This is a genomic window from Nonomuraea candida (genome assembly GCF_000725485.1).
GTDB lineage: Bacteria > Actinomycetota > Actinomycetes > Streptosporangiales > Streptosporangiaceae > Nonomuraea > Nonomuraea candida.
Genome location: NZ_KL647033.1, coordinates 132,046 through 148,718 on the forward strand (window position 1 = coordinate 132,046; position 16,673 = coordinate 148,718).

Consider the following 16,673-nt stretch of genomic DNA (forward strand, 5'->3'; position numbering starts at 1 on the left):
GGAGACATGCAGATCACAAAGAAGCTCCTCGTCGCAGGAATCGTCTCCCTCGCCGCCACCGGCGGCGCGGTCTACGCCACCGCCGCCTACGCCTCCGAGGCCGCCGAGACCGCGGCCCCCGCCGTCGCCCCCAAGGTCACCGCGGAGCAGGCCATCGGCATCGCGCTGAAGGAGGTCCCCGGCTCCTGGGTCAGCGAGCTCGACTTCGACAGCCGCGGCAAGCAGGCCGACACCTGGGAGATCGAGCTGACCAAGGGCTCGGAGCGGCACGAGGTGGACGTGGACGCCGCCTCCGGCAAGGTCACCAAGCAGCAGGCCGACCAGGACGACGACGACCAGGACGACGACGGTGATGACGGGGACGACGACTGATCCCGCCTTTACGAAGTAATGCCGAAGATGATGCCGGTCCGCGCCGCACGCGGGCCGGCATCGGCATGTCGCCGGAGCTGCCGGCGGGCCACCGCAGGCCGCCGGGCCGCCCTCGGATCGGCGGGCCGCCCTGAGGACGGCCGTCCAGGCGTCGGGCGTCAGCGGACCATGCGCATGACGATCGGGCGGTGGTCGGACAGCGTGGTGTTCAGCACGGAGCCGCTGGTCGTCGTCATCCCCCGGGTGTAGACGTAGTCGATGCGGGCGTTGCCGTGCGTGGGCTTGTTGGCGTGCTTGGAGCCGGTGTCCAGCCAGCCCACGTTCCTGAACCGCTTCGACAGCGGGTCCGACGGCAGGGCGTTGAAGTCGCCGGTGAGGATCAGCGGCGAGCGGTAGCCGAAGTAGTCGCGCACCCTGGCGGCCTGCGCCTCGCGCCGCTTGACGGACGTGCGCGACAGGCCCGGCGACAGGTGCGTGGTGAACACCCGCACCTGCGAGCCCCCGCCGAGGTCGAGCCTGACCCCGGCCATGGAACGGTTGACGGGGCAGGTGGCGAAGCCGGAGAGCGGGATCGTCACCCGCTCGACGATCCGGTACGACGACAGGATCGCGTTGCCCGCCTTCCCCGGTTGCGGCGCGTCACAGGGCCCGGCGTCGTCGCCCGCGCCGAAGTGGGCGTTGGCCGTCAGGTCCCAGCCCAGCTCGTCGGCGAGCTGCCGCACCTGGTCGGCGCCCGGCCTGCGGTGGATCTCCTGGAGGGTGACGACGTTGGCGCCGCTGTCGCGGATGACCTTGGCGATGGCCTTCATGTCGGCGTTCTCGCCCCTGATGTTCCAGCTCAGCACCACGACGGGGGCCTTGGCGCGCGGCGCGGCGTGCGCGGGCGGCGGGGCCGCGGCGGCGAGCAGGATCAACCCGATGATGAGGTGGCCACGTCTCGTCACACGCATGCTTCATGATCTTACGTGGCGCGGCGCCGGACGTGGAGCCCGCCCGCGACGCCACATCGGCCGCGAGCGTGACGGCCCGGGCGTCAGCACTTCTTCAGAATGCCCTCCATGGCGGCCTTCTCCGCCGAGGTCACCCAGACGTCGTACTTGGCCTTCACGTCGATCTGCCGGACGATGTAGGCGCAGCGGTAGGACGTGCGGGGCGGGAGCCAGGTGGCGGCGTCGGAGTCGCTCTTCTGGCCGTTCAGCGGGCCGTCCACGGCCAGGAGGTTCAGCGGGTCGTTGGCGAACTCCTTGCGCTTGGCCGCCGACCACCGCTGGGCGCCCTTCTGCCAGGCGTCCGACAGCGGCACCAGGTGGTCGATCTGCACGGCGGTGCTGGTGTCCTGGCCGCGCCGGAACTTGATGGTCTTGCCGCCGTACGGGTCGTGGAGGGTGCCGGTCAGGACGATGCAGTCGCGGGTGCCGGCCTTGAACGTCTCGTCCTCCAGGTCGCGCTTGAGGATGTCGTTGCGGGTGTCGCAGCCGTTGCGGTCCACGTCGGACCAGGCCGGGCCGAACTTGTCGCGGTCGAAGCCGGTCTTGGGGGCGCGGCCCTTGACGGCGAGCCGGTCCAGCTTCTCGCGGGCCTCGGAGACCGAAGAGGCGTCGGGTTTCGGAGCCTTGCCGCCGCCGTCGCCGGACGATCGTGCCGTGTCGAGCCCGCCGCACCCGGCCAGCGCCGCCACCGTGGCCAGACCGGCCATGAACACCCGCACCCGCACGCCCGCTCCCCAGACTTTTCGCGATATTTCGTTAAAGTCTAGGTAATGCCCTTAAAGGGGCTTATAACGCCTCCATGGCGTCCAGCAGCCACTCCGCCAGATATCGGGTGAACGACGACCTGACGTAGATGCGGTGGACGCCGGGGGCGCGGCGCTCCAGGACCACCGACGTCCTCCCGAGCAGGGTCTGCGCGTGGCCGGGGAAGGCCGAGGGGTGCAGATCGACGGGGCAGCCGGTGACCAGGACGTCCTCGGCGGCGGGGCCGGACAGTTCGAGGATCGTGCGCTGGCCCGACACGTCCACCCAGTGCGCCCGCGGGGAGACGTTGCCGCAGACGAGCCACCACGACGGGCCCAGCCGCAGGACCGTGCCCTCCCCGCCCGGGTCCGCGCCGCGCACCTCCCACATGGGCTCGAAGGGCAGCTCGCGCAGGCGTACGGCGTCCGTGCCCGCCGCCGCGAAGCGGGCGGCGAACGGCGCGGCCGGGCTCTCCCGGCGCGGCACGGCCACGCGCGGAGGGGGCGGGGCGTCCGTCAGCGGCTCGCCCTCGCGCCGCTCGTTGCCCGGGTCGTAGAAGACGGGCGCCACGACGGTGACCGGGCTCGCCGTCCCTCCCGACACGGCCGTCAGCCGGTCGCCGGGGACCACCCGGGCGGCCAGGGCCAGGGCGAACGTGCGGCCGAGCGCGGCGCTGCGGTAGCTGGAGGTCACGTGCCCGAGCATCGGCCCGCCCGGCGAGCCGACGAGCTGGGCGCCCTCGTCCACCAGGGTCTCCGGGTCGTCGGGCAGCAGGCCCACCAGGCGTTTGCGGTCGTCGCGGGCGGTGTCGGGGCGGGCGTGCGAGCGCTTGCCGACGAAGTCCGGCTTGCGCCGGGAGACGATCCACGCCATGCCGAGGTCCTGCGGGGTGACGGTGCCGTCGGTCTCCTGGCCGACGATCGCGAACCCCTTCTCGGCCCGCAGCACGTGCATGGTCTCGGTCCCGTACGGCACCGCGCCCAGCTCCAGCACCGCCTCCCACAACGCCCTGCCGTACGGCCACGGCACGTTCACCTCGTAGGCCAGCTCGCCGGAGAAGCTGATCCGGAACACCCTGCCGGGCACGCCCAGCACGGCGGCGTCGGTGTACCGCATGAACGCCAGGCCGAGCGCCTCCGGCGCGACGGCCGCGATCACCCGCCGGGCGTGCGGCCCGGCCACCACGACGGTCGCCCAGTGGTCGGTGACCGAGGTGAACGACACGTCCAGCTCCGGCCACTCCGTCTGGTGCCACTCCTCCAGCCGGTCGAGCACGGCGGCGGCGTTGCCCGTGGTCGTCGTCATGAGGAAGCGGTCCGCGGCGAGCCTGGTCGTGGTGCCGTCGTCGAACACCATCCCGTCGGCCCCGCACATCACCCCGTAACGGCAGGCGCCGACGGGCAGCGTGGAGTACACGTTCGTGTAGATCCGGTCGAGGAACGCCCCGGCGTCCGCGCCCCGGATGTCGATCTTGCCCAGCGTGGAGGCGTCCATGGCGGCCACGGCGGTGCGGGCGGCCACGCACTCGCGCCACACTGCCTGCGCCATCGACTCGCCGTCCAGCGGGAAGTACCGGGGGCGTTTCCACTGGCCGACGTTCTCGAACACCGCTCCCCTGGCGACGTGGGCGTCGTGCATGGCGGTGGTCCTGACGGGGTCGGACAGCTCGCCGCGGTCGCGGCCGGCGAAGGCAGCGAACGAGACCGGCACGTACGGGGGCCGGAACGTCGTCGTCCCCACCTGGCCCGGAGCCGTGCCGAGGAGGGCGGACATGACGCCGACCACCACCGCGCTCGAGGTCTTGCCCTGATCGGCGCCGGTGCCGGCGGTGGTGTAGCGCTTGACGTGCTCGACCGAGCGCATCCCGGTGCCGGTGGCCCTGGCCAGGTCGGCCACGGTCACGTCGCGGTGCAGGTCGGCGAAGGCGGGCTCGTCCGAGTCGCCCTCGACCAGCCACAACGCGGCCGGCGGGCGATGGGGGCGTTGCCGGCGGTCTTCGCAGGACGGCACCCGCAGCCCGTGCGCGCTGCCTCCGGCCGCCTCGGTCCCGGCGGCGTAGCCGTCCGCGATGGCCTCCCGGGTGCCGTACACGCCCCTGCACGCCCCGGCGCAGCGCACCCCCGGGGCCGGGCCGTCCGGCACGAACGCCTGCAGCTCCTCGTCGAACCTGAGCCGCCCCCGCGCCTGGCCGAACAGGTGCACCGCCGGGTTCCAGCCGCCCGCCACCGCCAGCAGCTCGGCCTCGACCCGCCGCACCCCGGCGCGGGCCTCTCCGGGACGCTCCTTCCCGGGACGCTCCGCGATGAGGACGCCGTCGAGCACGCCGTCGGCGTCGCCGGTCGTGCCGGTCACCACCTGCCCGTCCCGGGGGTCGGCGATCGCGACGACCGCCACGCCGGCCGCCTCCAGGTCGCGCGCCGCCTCGTAGCCGGAGTCCGCGCAGGCGAACACCACGGCCCGCCGCCAGGGCGCGACGCCGTACCGGTTGGCGTAGGCGCGGGCCGCCGAGGCCAGCATCACCCCGGGCCGGTCGTTGCCGGGGAAGGCGAGCGAGCGTTCGTGCGCCCCCGTCGCCAGCACCACCCGGCGCGCCCTGATGTGCCACAACCGCTCGCCGCGCGCCCGCCGCTCCACCGCCACCACGTAGCCGTGGTCGTAGCAGCCGACGGCGGTGGTCGTGGTGAGCACCCGGGCGGGCAGGTCGAGCCCGGCCGCCCAGTCCGGCCCGGGCGCGCCGTCCAGGCGCACCCGCGAGTTCAGCAGGTCGCCGCCGAGGCGGGGCTGCTCGTCCACGAGGATCACCCGCGCGCCCGACCGCCCGGCGGCCACGGTGGCGGCCAGCCCGGCCGGCCCGCCGCCGACCACGAGCACGTCGCAGTGCAGGTAGCCCTTGTCACACCGGCGCTCGTCCACGGGGTCGAGGTTCGCGGGGTCGAGGTTCGCGGGGTCGAGGTTCGCGGGGTCGAGGTCCACGGCGCCGAGAGCCACGGCGTCGAGGTTCACGCGACCCTTGCCGCGCAGGCTCCACGCCTCCAGCCCGTCGTGCAGCTCCACCGTGGTGGCCGCGAGCATCGGGTCGGCGCCCACCCTGACCAGGGCGTTCGGCTCCTCGGGGCCGGCCGTGAAGATCCCGCGCGGCCGACCCAGCGCCACGCTGCGGCCCACCACCCGCACGCCGTTGCGCAGCAGCGCGGCGGCCAGCGTGTCACCCGGCTCGCCCCGCATCGGGCGGCCGTCGAACGTGAACCTCATGGCGCCTTCCGGATCTCGTGGGTGACGGTGTGCCGCTCGACGGTGAACCAGGTCCGGCAGCCGTGGACGTGGAACCAGCGCTCGCGGAACCAGCCCTTGGGGTTGTCGCGGAGGAAGACGTAGGCGGCCCACTCCTCGTCGGTGGTCTCGTGCGCCGGGTAGGCGACGCCGGCCTGGCCGCCGTAGTGGAACTCGTTCTCGTCGCGCGGGCCGCAGTGCGGGCAGTCGAGGGACATCATCAGTGCGCCACCGCCGCCGCGCCGTGCTCGTCGATGAGCGCGCCCGTGCTGAACCGCTCCAGCCCGAACGGCTCCGCCAGCGGATGGGGGCGCTCGTGGGCGAGGGTGTGGGCGTACACCCAGCCGGCGCCGGGGGTGGCCTTGAAGCCGCCGGTGCCCCAGCCCGCGTTGAGGTACAGGTTCTCGACCGGGGTGCGGCCGATGATGGGCGAGGCGTCCGGGGAGACGTCGACGACGCCCGCCCAGGTGCGCAGCACGCGGACCCGGCTGAAGATCGGGAACAGCTCCAGCGCCGCCGCCATCTGCGCCTCGATCACGTGCACGCCGCCGCGCTGGCCGTAGGAGTTGTACGCGTCGATGCTCGCCCCCATGACCAGCTCCCCCTTGTGGGCCTGGCTGACGTAGACGTGCACGGCGTTCGACATGACCACGCAGTTCAGCACCGGCTCCAGCAGCTCCGACACCAGCGCCTGCAGCGGGTGCGACTGGAGCGGCAGCCGCAGGCCCGCCTGGGCGGCCAGCACGGAGGTGTGCCCGGCCGCGGCCAGCGCGACCTTCCCGGCGGCGATCCGGCCCCGCGAGGTCCGCACGGCCACGACCCGGTTCTTCCGGAGCTCGAAGCCCGTGACCTCGCACCCCTGGATCAGGTCCACCCCGTACGCGTCCGCGCCACGCGCCAGCGCCCACGCCACGTGGTCGTGCTTGGCGATGCCCCCGCGCCGCTGCAAGGTGGCCCCCAGAACCGGGTGGCGGGCCCGCTCGGAGACGTTGACGATCGGGCAGAACTTCCTGACCTCGTCGGCGTCGAGCCATTCGGCGTCCACGCCGTTGAGCAGGTTGGCGTTGACCCGGCGCCGCCCCTCGCGCACGTCGCCCAGGTGGTGCGCCAGGTTGAGCACCCCGCGCCGGCTGAAGCTCAGGTCGTAGTCCAGCTCCGCGCTCAGCCCCTCCCACAGTTTCAGCGAGTGCTCGTAGATCGCGGCGCTCTCGTCCCAGAGGTAGTTGGAGCGGATGATCGTGGTGTTGCGGGCCATGTTGCCGCCGGCCAGCCAGCCCCGCTCCAGGACGGCCACGTTCGTGATGCCGTGGTTCCTGGCCAGGTAGTAGGCGGTGGCCAGGCCGTGCCCGCCGCCTCCGACGATGACCACGTCGTAGGCGGGCCTCGGGTCGGGGTCGCGCCAGAGGAAGTCGGGGTGGTGGGTCAACGCCTGATCTTCTCCATCCCGGGGTCGTACAGCGGCTCGGCGGCGACCTCCGCGGGGACGCGGCGGCCGAAGTAGGAGATCTCCACCCGCGTGCCGGGCTCGGTCAGCTCGATCGGCAGCCAGGCGTAGGCGATGGCGCGGCGGACGGTGTGGCCGTAGGCGGCGCTGGTGACGTAACCGACGGTGCGGCCGTCGTGCCTGACCGGCTCCTTGCCCATGACCACCTCGGCGCCGATCAGCGGCACGAGCTTGCGGGTGACGTCCTCGCGCAGCGCGTCGCGGCCGATGAAGTCCTTGCCGTCCCTGACGGCGAAGCCGAGCCCCGCCTCGTACGGGTTGTGCTCGGTCGTCATGTCGACGCCCCAGAGCCGGTAGCCCTTCTCCAGCCGCAGGCTGTTGAACGCGGCCCGGCCGCCGGCGACCACCCGCCCGCCGGACCAGAGCGTGTCCCAGAGCTTCAGCCCCAGGTCGGCGCTGGTGTACAGCTCCCAGCCCAGCTCCCCCACGTAGGAGACGCGCAGGGCGAGCACCGGAACGTGGCCGACATATCCGGTCTTGCAGGTGAAGTAGGGAAAGCCCTGGTGCGACAGGTCCAGGTCCGTGAGGTCCTGCACCACCTCCCTGGCCCACGGCCCCCACACGCCGACGCAGCAGGTGCCCGGCGTCAGGTCGCGCACCCGCACCCCGCCCGGCGCGTGCCCGGCCAGCCAGGCGAGGTCGAGATTGCCGTTCGCGCCGACCTGGAAGGTGTCCTCGCCCAGCCGTGCCACGGTCAGGTCGGACCGGATGCCGCCCCTGGCGTCCAGCAGCAGCGTGTACGTGACCGAGCCCGGCTTCTTGTCCACGTTGTTCGTGGTCATCCGCTGCAGGAACGCCGCCGCCCCCGGCCCGCTGACCTCGATGCGCTTGAGCGGCGTCATGTCGTAGAGCGCCGCGCGGTGCCGGGTGGCATACGACTCCGCGGCGGCGATCGGCGACCAGTAACGGCTCGCCCAGGCGTCCCGCCCCTGCGTGCCCAGGAAGGCGCCGTCCGGCTCCTCCCGCAGCAGCTCCTCCAGCAGCGGCGCGTTCGACTCGAACCAGTGCGGCCGCTCCCACCCGGCCCCCTCCAGGAAGAACGCCTCCAGCTCCCGCTGGCGCGGATAGAACGGGCTGGTGCGCAGCGGGCGCGGCGACTCCATCGGCTGCAGCGGATGGATGACGTCGTAGACCTCCACGAAGTTGCGCCTGCCCCGCTCCTCGACGAACGCGGGCGAGAGCTGCGCCTGCTCGAACCGGCTCAGCTCGCACTCGTGCAGGTCGGTCTCGGAGCGCCCGGTCACCAGCACCTGCGCCAGCGCCCGCGCCACCCCGGCCGAGTGCGTCACCCACACGGCCTCGGCCAGCCAGAACCCGTCGAGGTGCGGGGCCTCGCCGATCAGCGGGAAGCCGTCGGGGGTGAAGGAGAAGACGCCGTTGATGCCGTCCTCGTACTTGGAGCCGGCCAGGGCGGGCAGCAGCTCGGCCGCGTCACGCCAGGCGGGCTCGAAGTCCTCCTCGGTGAACGCCTGCACCGACGGCATCGTGGTGGCCCTGGGGCCGATCTCGTCCTGGGCGACCGGCATGGGGCGGTGGGCGTAGGAGCCGATGCCGATGCGGTCGCCGTGCTGCCGGAAGTACAGGTCGCGGTCCTGGTGGCGCAGGATCGGGCCCGGCGTGAGCCCGGCCAGCGGGCCGGACCTGGCGTACTGGTGGGCCAGCGGCAGCAGCGGCACCGTCAGTCCGGCCAGCGCGCCGATCGACGGCCCCCAGAAGCCCGCCGCGCACACCACCACCTCGGCGGGGATCGTCCGGTGCTCCCCCGAGGCCACGACCGTCACCCCGGTGACGCGCCCGCCCCGCTGCTCGACGCCGACCACGGTGTGCCCGCCCAGGAACCTGGCGCCGCGCCCGGTGGCCCGCTCGGCCTGCGCCCGGCCGCAGGCCACGGCCGCCGCCAGCCCGTCGCCCGGCACGTGGAAGCCGCCGAGCACCTTGTCGCGGGCCAGCAGCGGCCACAGCGCGGCGCAGCCCGCCGGGTCGAGCAGGCGGGACTCCACGCCCCACGACTCGGCCCAGCCGTGCTTGCGGTGCAGGTCGGCCCAGCGCTCCTCGGTGGTGGCCACCTCCAGCCCGCCCACCTGGCTGAAGCACGCGCCGCCCAGCGCGGCGTACTTCCGCACGGTGTAGGCGGCGAACTCGGTCATCGTCTTGGACGGGTTGGTCTGGAAGACGAGGCCGGGGGCGTGCGAGCTGGACCCGCCGGTGGCGAAGAGCGGGCCCTGGTCGACGACCGTGACGTCCGTCCACCCCCGCTCGGTGAGCTCGTCGGCGAGGGCACAGCCCACGATCCCCGCTCCCACGATCACCGTACGAGGTCGGCTCATGGCGCCTCCGGTTGTTCCTTAATGCGCAACGCACACCGGACTACGCAACGACCATAAAGTCCAGGACCCGCCGGAACAAGAGCTACGCCGGCGGCGAGGTGTCCCGCACCAGATAGGTGACCACACCCGCGTCCGGCACGGCCAGCTCCTCGAACCCGAGCCGGTCGTAGAAGGCCCGCGCCGCCACGTTGCTGGTCAGCATGCTGAGATGCACGGCCGGCACCCCGGCCGCGCGCAGCCCGCCGAGGAACGCGGCCATGAGCCTGCGCCCCCGCCCCTTGCCCTGCCACTCCGGCAGCAGGTCGATGTGCAGGTGGGCCGGGTATTTCGCCAGCTCGGGCAGGATCATCCGCTCGGGCCGGTAGTGCAGGGCCAGCATCGCGTCGTCGCGGGTGACGGGCGGGTCGGCCGGCAGGGGCAGCCCCGCCCGCGGGATCCACTCCTCGCGGTAGCGGCGCACGAACCGCTCGGTGTCGGCCGTGCCCACGATGTAGCCGACGGCGTTGCCCTCGCCGTCGTCCACCACGTGGGCGTGCTCGGGCTCCATGATCACGTACGGGGCGGCGAACAGGTCGCCCATGAGCCGGTCGTCGGCGTACAGGCCGCGGGCGTCGCTTCCGCCCTCGGCGGTGCGCACACAGATGTCGTAGACGGCGTCCAGATCCCGGGACTGGTACGAACGCACAGAAGGGGAGATCATTCGCGACAACGTACCAGTACGCTGACCTCGGATCACCGCGTGGGACGGACGGCGCGGCGACGGGCGAGGCGGGAAAGGGCGACATGGCGCAGCGGCGCTTACTCGAAGGACTCGGCGTCACCGTCGCCGAGGAGACCGCCTACCGGGCCCTGCTGCGGCACGGGCCCGCGACGCTGAGCGAGCTCGCCGCCGAGACCGGCTCGTCCGCCGCTGCCATCCGGCGCATGCTGCCCAGGCTGGAGGACCTCGGCCTGATCTCCCGGGTGGCCGGCCGGCCGCTGCGCGTGGTCGCCACGCCCCCGAACATCGCCATCGACATCCTCGTCGCGCGCCGCCAGGAGGAGCTCACCCACAGCCGCGCCGCCGCCGCGCTCCTGGCCACCGAGGTGGCCGAGCGCACCGGGCCGCATCCGGAGGAGGTGCTGGAGGTGGTGACCGGCCGCGACGCCGTGGCCAGGCGCTATCTCCAGCTCGAACGCAACGCCACCACGGAGATGCTGGTGCTGGTGCATCCGCCGTACGCGGTGGACATCAGCGACGACCAGGAGAACCGCCGCCGCGCGGCCCGCCGGGGCGCGCCGGTCACCCGCGGCATCTACAGCCCGCTGGCCTTCGAGCAGCCCGGCATGCTGGCCCACACCCGCCGCGCCATCGCCGAGGGCGAGCAAGCCAGGCTCGGCCAGGTGCCGGTGAAACTCGCCGTCGCCGACGCCCGCACCGCCATCCTGCCGCTGGTCTCCGACGAGGACCGGGCCGTGGAGAGCGCCCTGGTCGTGCACCCGTCGGCGCTGCTGGACGCCCTGGTCGGCCTCTTCGAGACGCTGTGGCGGGCGGCCGTGCCGCTGCGCCTGACGCCGGAGGGCCTGGAGCAGGACCGGGAGGGCCCGGACGAGGAGGTGCTGGCGCTGCTGGCGGCCGGCATGAAGGACGACGCCATCGCCCGGCAGCTCGGTCTGAGCCCCCGCACCGTGCAGCGCCGCGTGCAGGTGCTCTGCGAGCGCCTGGGCGCCAGGACCCGCTTCCACGCCGGCTATCTGTCGGCGCACGACGACCTGCTCAGGTGATGAGGAGGCCGCCGTCCACCGGCAGGGTGACCCCGGTGACGTAGGAGGCCGCGTCACTGGCCAGGAACACCGCCGCCGCCACCAGCTCGGCCGGGTCGCCCGCCCGCTTCATCACCACCCGCAGCTCGGTCATCTGCTGCAGGTAGCCCGGTTTGTACTGCTCGGTCATCTCGGAGGCGAAGAAGCCGGGCTCCAGGCAGTTGACCCGGATGCCGCGCCGGCCGCTCCACTGCTGGGCCAGGTCGCGGGTCAGCCCGACGACGCCCGCCTTGGAGGCGCTGTAGGCCGCCTGGGGCAGCCCGGCGGTGGTCTCGCCGAGCACGCTGCCGACGTTGACGATCGAGGAGCCGGGCCGCATCACCCGCGCGCACGCCTGCGCCATCCAGTAGGTGCCGTGCAGGTTGATCTCGACGACCTGGCGGAACTCCTCGGGCGTCTCGCGCAGCGCGGGCACGGCGGTGCCGACGCCCGCGTTGTTGATCAGCACGTCGACGCCGCCCATGGTCTCGACGGCGGCGGCCACGACCGCGTCGCAGTCTTCCGGGCGGGACACGTCGGCGGGCAGGGCCAGGCACCGGCGGCCGGTCTCCTCGACCAGCCGCCGCGTCTCCTCCAGCCGCTCCTTGCGCCGGGCGCAGATCACCACGTCGGCGCCCGCCTCGGCCAGGCCGCGGGCGAAGGCCACGCCCAGCCCGGCCGAGGCGCCGGTGACGATCGCGACCTTGCCGTCCAGCCGGAACCGCTCCAGCACGCCTGCCCGCCCTTCTGCCGGAAGACCGGCGACCTCAGAGGCCGTGCTCCTCGCCCCGGCGCGAGAGGCCGTGCTCCTCGCCCCGGCTCAGAGACCGTGTTCCTCGCCTCGGCTCAGAGGCCGTATTCCTTGACGATGCGCTCGTGCCGCTCGACCTCGACGTCGATCTCGCGGGCCAGGTCGAGCCAGGCCAGCGGGTGCACCCACCGCTCGGTGGCGTCGTCGAGCAGGGCGTCGACCTCGGAGGGCGACACGTTGGGCGGCACCGCGACCCAACCGAACACGCCCGGCAGCGACTCGCCGCTGGTCGGGTGGGTGACGGTGTAGTTCTCGTCGCTGTAGACCCACATCGGCCAGCCGCGCTCGGCCATGACCTCGGTGAACTCCGCCCAGTCCTCCTCGCTCGGCGCGGCGCCGTCGAAGAAGTAGCTGGTGTAGCCGCCGGGCCGCAGGATGCGCACCGCCGCGAACGGGGGCACGAAGTTCTGCTGCTCCTGCGGGTCCTCGGGGACGGGCTCCAGCAGCTGCGGGTCGAACACGACCAGGTCGCCGGCGTTGTAGTCCATGCCGCGCGGCTGCGGCAGGGCCAGCCTGGCGGTGGCGGGGCCGGTGCGGATGGACAGCACCTGGCGCTGGCCGCCGTCGGGGGCGGGCAGGATGAGCCTGATGAGGCCCATCTCCTCCTCGATCGGGCCCTCCTTGGACTTGATCGGCATGCCGATCTTCGCCGCGCCCTTGCGCACGGTCTCCCAGTCCTCGGCCGAGGTCGCCATGACGATCATGCGCCAGACGTCCTCGTCGCCCAGCTCGTCGAGCACCTCCAGCAGCACTTCGGCGGCCCTGGCGTTCTGGTCGAGCTGCTGGGCGGCGCCGGACAGCAGGCGGCGGGCGTCGATCCCGGCCCCGGCGTGCACGGCGTGCTCGGCCGCCTCGACGGTCTCCTGCCAGCGCTCGCGGGCGCTGTGGAGCCGGGCCAGCGTGAGGTATTGCGCGGCGTGCGGCAGCATCGCGGCCATCTGCTCCAGCCGCTCGTCCTGCCGGGCCTCGATGAGCAGCGTGGTCAGGTAGGCCACGTCGTCGGCCTCGGCGCTCGCGATGTCGCCGCTGTCGACCAGCAGCTTCCAGTAGATGTCGGCGCCGGTGGCGGGGTAGCCGAGGAAGCCCAGCGTGGTGGTGTGGCGGCGGGTGGCCTCGACGTCCTGGCCGGACAGCGGGGCCAGCCAGCCGACCCACTTCTCGGGGTCGGCGTTGAAGCCGTCGGCGGCGTCGAACTGGCCGACGCGCTCCTCCAGGGAGCCGGGGGCCTCGGGCTCGGAGGTGGCGTCGGCGGCGGCGCGCAGGGCGGCGATGCGCTCGCCCAGGTCGCCGGTCTCGCGCAGCTCGGCGGTGCCGGACTCGGCCAGGTCGGCCAGCAGCCTGGCCTGCCACACGCCCTGCCGCCCGAGCGCCAGGTCGCCGGCGATCAGCGCGAGCTCGACCCGGGCGCGGTAGGCGCCCATCATGCCGAAGTAGTCGATCCACTGGCGCAGGACGCGGCCGAGCTGCCAGGTGTTGGTGATCTGCGAGGAGCCGGCCAGCTTGGCGACGGCGCGCGACCACTCGACCCACACGCGCGGGTGCTCGCCCACCACGTCGAGGTCGGGCAGCGCGTCCACGGACTCGGCGATGCGGCCCAGCGTGGCCAGGATCAGCGCGCGGCGCACGCCGTCGCGGTGCTCCTTGGCCACCGGGTCGTCGGCCTGGAAGCCGGAGGCGGCCTGGAGGGCGGTGAGCGCGTCTTCGGCGCGGCCGGCGGCCAGCAGCGCGCGGGCGCTCTCGGCGCCCAGCTCCCAGCTCGCCTCGCGCCCGGCCGTCTTCAGCCGCTCGACGGCGGACTCGGCGTAGGACACGGCCTCGCCCGCCTTGCCGGCGTCGATGAGGGCGGCGACGTATTGGGTCGCGAGCCCCGAGAAGGCGGGCTTCTCCGGGCTCAGACCCTCGATGTAGGCGCCGAGCGTCTCCAGGCGCTCAGCGGCGTGGCCGGGACCGTCGGTGTTGCCCCAGGCGATGGCCAGCGCCTCGACGGCCGCCGGGGTGGCGGGGCACTCGCGCACGTCTTCGCGCTGAGCGAACGCGAGCAGCTGGTGCGCGTCGTCGAGGGCGACCGCGCCCTGCGCCCGGTCGCCGATGCGGCCGATCAGGTGCCAGTAGCGGGCGTAGAACTCGAGCCAGGGCAGCTCAAGGGACTCGGCCTGCTGCGCGATGGCCGGAGCCATGACGTCGAGCTGGGGATAACGGCCCTCATAGGCCTGTGCGGGAAGGTCTCCCAGCGCCATGGCGAGGCCAACGTTGCCCGCCTCGGAAAGCTGCTGCTGGGTTTCGCCGACCCAGGCCCAGATGTCCACGTCCATGGGCAGCCAGTCTGCCAGGTCAACGAGCGTGCCCAAAACGCAGAAGCTCGATCAGCTCGTCCGATTCGCTGTCCGTCAGGACCGAAAACACCTCCGCCATGAGGTCGTCGGTGGTCTCCTCGACGGCCGCGCGGCGCGCCACGACCTCGGGGCCCGGCTGCTCGTACGGCTCCGGCCAGGTGAAGAACCGGGCGACCGCCTCGCCCTGCGAGATCCCCAGCGGGGTGCCGGAGTGCTGCGCGGCCAGCGTGGCCTCCAGCGGGTGCAGGCCGGCCGCGACCACGGCGTTGGCGTGCAGGCCGCCGCGCAGCTCGCGTACGACGTGCATGAGCTGCACGGCCCTGGCGGGCGCGTCGTCGGGCAGCGGCACGGCCCGCCAGCCGGCGAACAGCGGTGCCCCCACCGGCGAGGCGCGCCGGACGACCGGCAGCAGCAGCTCGGCGATCCTGGCGCAGCCGTCGTGGCCGCCGAGCTTGCGCCTGCCCCACGCCCTGCACGCCTCGGTGTAGAGCTCGACGGCCCGCTCCACCGGCAGCTTGCGGCCGGCGTTCCAGGACTCCTCGACGTGTGCCTGCGGGAAGAAGACGGCGGCGGCGGTCACCACGTCGGCGTCGCACTCGCCGAGCACGCCGCAGCGGCCCCTGAAGTAGAGGGCGCGGGGGCCGAGGCCGTGCTCCTCGCACAGGGCCTTGGCCTCCCTGGAGACCATGAATCCGCCCCCGAGCTGCCCGATCGGGGTCTTGACCTGAACTGCCGTGGTGCGCGGGTCTGCCATGTCCACCTCTCAGTTCGCGAAGTAGACCCAGCATCCCCCATCAGAACTTCATTCTGCAAGCATCAGCTCGCCGCTGGCCACGATGACCGCCGGACCGGACAGGTAGCTGGTGTCCTCGTCGAGGATGACCGTCAGCGTGCCGCCCAGCACCTCGATCGTCCACGTGCCGGTGACGTCGCCCGACAGGCTCGCGGCGGCGACGGCCGTGGCCACCGCGCCGGTGCCGCAGGAGCGGGTCTCGCCCGAGCCGCGCTCGAAGACGCGCATGACGGCGCGGCTGGTGCCGACCGGGTTGAACAGCTCGATGTTGACGCCCGCGGGGAAGACGCCGGTGTCGAAGCCCGGCTGGTGCGCGAGGTCGAGCTGGGCGACGGGGTCGCCGATCGGGCAGGCCAGGTGGGGGTTGCCCATGTCGACGTGGACGCCGGTGTATTCCTGCCCGCCCAGGCTCGCCACGCTCTCGCCGCCGATCACGGGCTTGCCCATGTCGACCGTGATGTCACCGTTGGGCTCGACGCGGACGGCGCGCAGGCCGCCCCTGGTGGCGATGCTGAACTCCGAGGAGTGCTCCAGCCCCGCGTCGAGCAGGTAACGGGCGAACACGCGCACGCCGTTGCCGCACATCTCGGCCACGCTGCCGTCGGAGTTGCGGTAGTCCATGAACCATTCGGCCGCCGAGGCCAGCTCGGCCACCTCGTGGCTCTGCTTCGTGCGCGCCACCCGGAGCACGCCGTCGGCGCCGATGCCGGCCCTCCTGTCACAGATCTTGGCGACGAGCGCGGCCGACACGTCGACCTCGCCCTCCGGATCAGGCAGGATGACGAAATCGTTCTCGGTGCCGTGCCCCTTGAGAAAGCGCATCCTCGGAGTTTATTCGCACGGGTGTCCGGTGACGTGCGCGAGGGATCGCTCAAGCAGATCGGGAGCGTCGTACGGAATCCACCGCACCCGCGGATCGCGGCGGAACCACGACTCCTGCCTGCGGGCGAAACGCCTGGTCAGCCTGACCGTCTCGGCCATCGCCCGCTCCTCGCTCCACTCCCCTTCCAGGAAGCGCAGCACCTGCGCGTAACCGAGCGCCCGGCTCGCCGTGCGCCCCTCGGCCAGGCCCTGGCCGAGCAGCGCGCGCACCTCGTCCACCAGGCCCGCCCGCCACATGCGCTCGACCCGCAGCTCGATCCGGGCGTCCAGCTCCGGCCTGGGCACCTCCAGCCCGATCTGCACGCTCGGGTAGACGGCGTCGTAGGAGGGCATCGTGGCCGAGAACGGCCGCCCCGACAGCTCGATCACCTCCAGGGCGCGCACGATGCGGCGGCCGTTGCTCGGCAGGATGGCCGCCGCGGCGGCCGGGTCGCGCTCGCGCAGGCGCTCGTAGAGGGGGGCCGGGCCGGTCTCGGCCAGCTCGGCCTCCAGCCGGGCCCTGATCCGCGGCTCGGTGCCGGGGAACTCCAGCTCGTCGATGGCCGCCCGGACGTACAGGCCGCTGCCGCCGACCAGCACCGGCACCGCGACGGAGTCGATGACCTCCCTGGCCAGCTTCTGGTACTCGGCCACGCTGGCCGTCACCGTCACGTCCCAGATGTCCAGCAGGTGGTGCGGCACCCCGCGCCGCTCCTCCATCGTGAGCTTGGCCGTGCCGATGTCCATGCCGCGGTAGAGCTGCATGGAGTCGGCGTTGACGCACTCGCCCCCGAGACGGAGGGCGAGGTCCACGGCGAGGTCGGACTTCCCGGCGGCCGTGGGGCCCACGACGGCGATCACTGGCTGGTCTGGCTGCTTGCGCACAG

Annotated in this window: 14 protein-coding genes; 2 read left to right on the forward strand and 12 right to left on the reverse strand. The window is 73.2% G+C overall.

Annotated elements, in window-relative coordinates:
- Positions 1-6: 6 nt before the first annotated feature.
- Positions 7-372 carry a PepSY domain-containing protein gene (locus IO39_RS48605; protein ID WP_052424336.1) on the forward strand — a complete coding sequence of 122 codons (366 nt, stop codon included), beginning with the start codon at positions 7-9 and terminating at the stop codon, positions 370-372.
- 158 nt (positions 373-530) lie between these two features.
- On the opposite strand, the gene IO39_RS48610 is transcribed toward IO39_RS48605, so the two are convergent.
- From IO39_RS48610 to IO39_RS48640, 7 genes are all read right to left on the reverse strand, one after another.
- The gene (locus tag IO39_RS48610; RefSeq protein WP_084774771.1) at positions 531-1,322 is read right to left on the reverse strand and encodes an endonuclease/exonuclease/phosphatase family protein; all 792 of its coding nucleotides are present in this window, start codon (positions 1,320-1,322) and stop codon (positions 531-533) included.
- An 83-nt stretch (positions 1,323-1,405) separates the two neighbouring features.
- Positions 1,406-2,086, reverse strand: a complete 681-nt coding sequence (locus IO39_RS48615; protein ID WP_245642698.1) for an HNH endonuclease family protein — start codon at positions 2,084-2,086, stop codon at positions 1,406-1,408.
- A 61-nt stretch (positions 2,087-2,147) separates the two neighbouring features.
- A complete protein-coding gene (locus tag IO39_RS48620) occupies positions 2,148-5,357 on the reverse strand; it encodes a 2Fe-2S iron-sulfur cluster-binding protein (protein ID WP_043640660.1) in 3,210 nt (1,069 codons plus the stop codon).
- Positions 5,354-5,596 (reverse strand): sarcosine oxidase subunit delta, encoded by a 243-nt coding sequence (locus tag IO39_RS48625; RefSeq protein ID WP_043640662.1) that lies wholly within the window; start codon positions 5,594-5,596, stop codon positions 5,354-5,356. Before IO39_RS48625 ends, IO39_RS48620 begins: the two co-directional genes overlap by 4 nt.
- Complete coding sequence (locus tag IO39_RS48630) at positions 5,596-6,801, reverse strand: sarcosine oxidase subunit beta family protein (RefSeq protein WP_043640664.1); 1,206 nt, start codon at positions 6,799-6,801, stop codon at positions 5,596-5,598. The genes IO39_RS48625 and IO39_RS48630 overlap by 1 nt, the downstream gene beginning before the upstream one ends.
- Positions 6,798-9,206: a GcvT family protein gene (locus IO39_RS48635; RefSeq protein WP_043640666.1), complete on the reverse strand. Its 2,409-nt coding sequence runs from the start codon at positions 9,204-9,206 to the stop codon at positions 6,798-6,800. Before IO39_RS48635 ends, IO39_RS48630 begins: the two co-directional genes overlap by 4 nt.
- Before the next feature lie 82 nt (positions 9,207-9,288).
- Positions 9,289-9,906: a GNAT family N-acetyltransferase gene (locus tag IO39_RS48640; protein WP_043640668.1), complete on the reverse strand. Its 618-nt coding sequence runs from the start codon at positions 9,904-9,906 to the stop codon at positions 9,289-9,291.
- An 83-nt stretch (positions 9,907-9,989) separates the two neighbouring features.
- Between IO39_RS48640 and IO39_RS48645 the strand changes: the two genes are divergently transcribed.
- Positions 9,990-10,970 (forward strand): helix-turn-helix domain-containing protein, encoded by a 981-nt coding sequence (locus IO39_RS48645; RefSeq protein ID WP_043640670.1) that lies wholly within the window; start codon positions 9,990-9,992, stop codon positions 10,968-10,970.
- On the opposite strand, the gene IO39_RS48650 is transcribed toward IO39_RS48645, so the two are convergent.
- From IO39_RS48650 to miaA, 5 genes are all read right to left on the reverse strand, one after another.
- Positions 10,963-11,721 (reverse strand): SDR family NAD(P)-dependent oxidoreductase, encoded by a 759-nt coding sequence (locus tag IO39_RS48650; RefSeq protein WP_043640672.1) that lies wholly within the window; start codon positions 11,719-11,721, stop codon positions 10,963-10,965. The genes IO39_RS48645 and IO39_RS48650 overlap by 8 nt on opposite strands.
- A 113-nt stretch (positions 11,722-11,834) precedes the next feature.
- Positions 11,835-14,147, reverse strand: coding sequence for a hypothetical protein (locus IO39_RS48655; protein WP_084774772.1), 2,313 nt, complete (start codon positions 14,145-14,147; stop codon positions 11,835-11,837).
- Positions 14,131-14,886, reverse strand: coding sequence for an SCO6745 family protein (locus IO39_RS48660; RefSeq protein ID WP_043640673.1), 756 nt, complete (start codon positions 14,884-14,886; stop codon positions 14,131-14,133). Before IO39_RS48660 ends, IO39_RS48655 begins: the two co-directional genes overlap by 17 nt.
- Before the next feature lie 48 nt (positions 14,887-14,934).
- A complete protein-coding gene (gene dapF, locus IO39_RS48665; RefSeq protein ID WP_043640676.1) occupies positions 14,935-15,747 on the reverse strand; it encodes a diaminopimelate epimerase in 813 nt (270 codons plus the stop codon).
- A 9-nt stretch (positions 15,748-15,756) separates the two neighbouring features.
- Positions 15,757-16,671 carry a tRNA (adenosine(37)-N6)-dimethylallyltransferase MiaA gene (gene miaA / locus IO39_RS48670; RefSeq protein WP_439331514.1) on the reverse strand — a complete coding sequence of 305 codons (915 nt, stop codon included), beginning with the start codon at positions 16,669-16,671 and terminating at the stop codon, positions 15,757-15,759.
- Positions 16,672-16,673: the final 2 nt, after the last annotated feature.

Bases quoted from the DNA above. Each gene is read 5' to 3' on its own strand.
- dapF (WP_043640676.1), bottom strand. From the start codon at position 15,747: ATGCGCTTTCTCAAGGGGCACGGCACCGAGAACGATTTCGTCATCCTG.
- IO39_RS48610 (WP_084774771.1), bottom strand. From the start codon at position 1,322: ATGCGTGTGACGAGACGTGGCCACCTCATCATCGGGTTGATCCTGCTC.
- IO39_RS48635 (WP_043640666.1), bottom strand. From the start codon at position 9,206: ATGAGCCGACCTCGTACGGTGATCGTGGGAGCGGGGATCGTGGGCTGT.
- IO39_RS48605 (WP_052424336.1), top strand. From the start codon at position 7: ATGCAGATCACAAAGAAGCTCCTCGTCGCAGGAATCGTCTCCCTCGCC.
- IO39_RS48625 (WP_043640662.1), bottom strand. From the start codon at position 5,596: ATGATGTCCCTCGACTGCCCGCACTGCGGCCCGCGCGACGAGAACGAG.
- IO39_RS48660 (WP_043640673.1), bottom strand. From the start codon at position 14,886: ATGGCAGACCCGCGCACCACGGCAGTTCAGGTCAAGACCCCGATCGGG.
- IO39_RS48620 (WP_043640660.1), bottom strand. From the start codon at position 5,357: ATGAGGTTCACGTTCGACGGCCGCCCGATGCGGGGCGAGCCGGGTGAC.
- IO39_RS48640 (WP_043640668.1), bottom strand. From the start codon at position 9,906: ATGATCTCCCCTTCTGTGCGTTCGTACCAGTCCCGGGATCTGGACGCC.
- IO39_RS48645 (WP_043640670.1), top strand. From the start codon at position 9,990: ATGGCGCAGCGGCGCTTACTCGAAGGACTCGGCGTCACCGTCGCCGAG.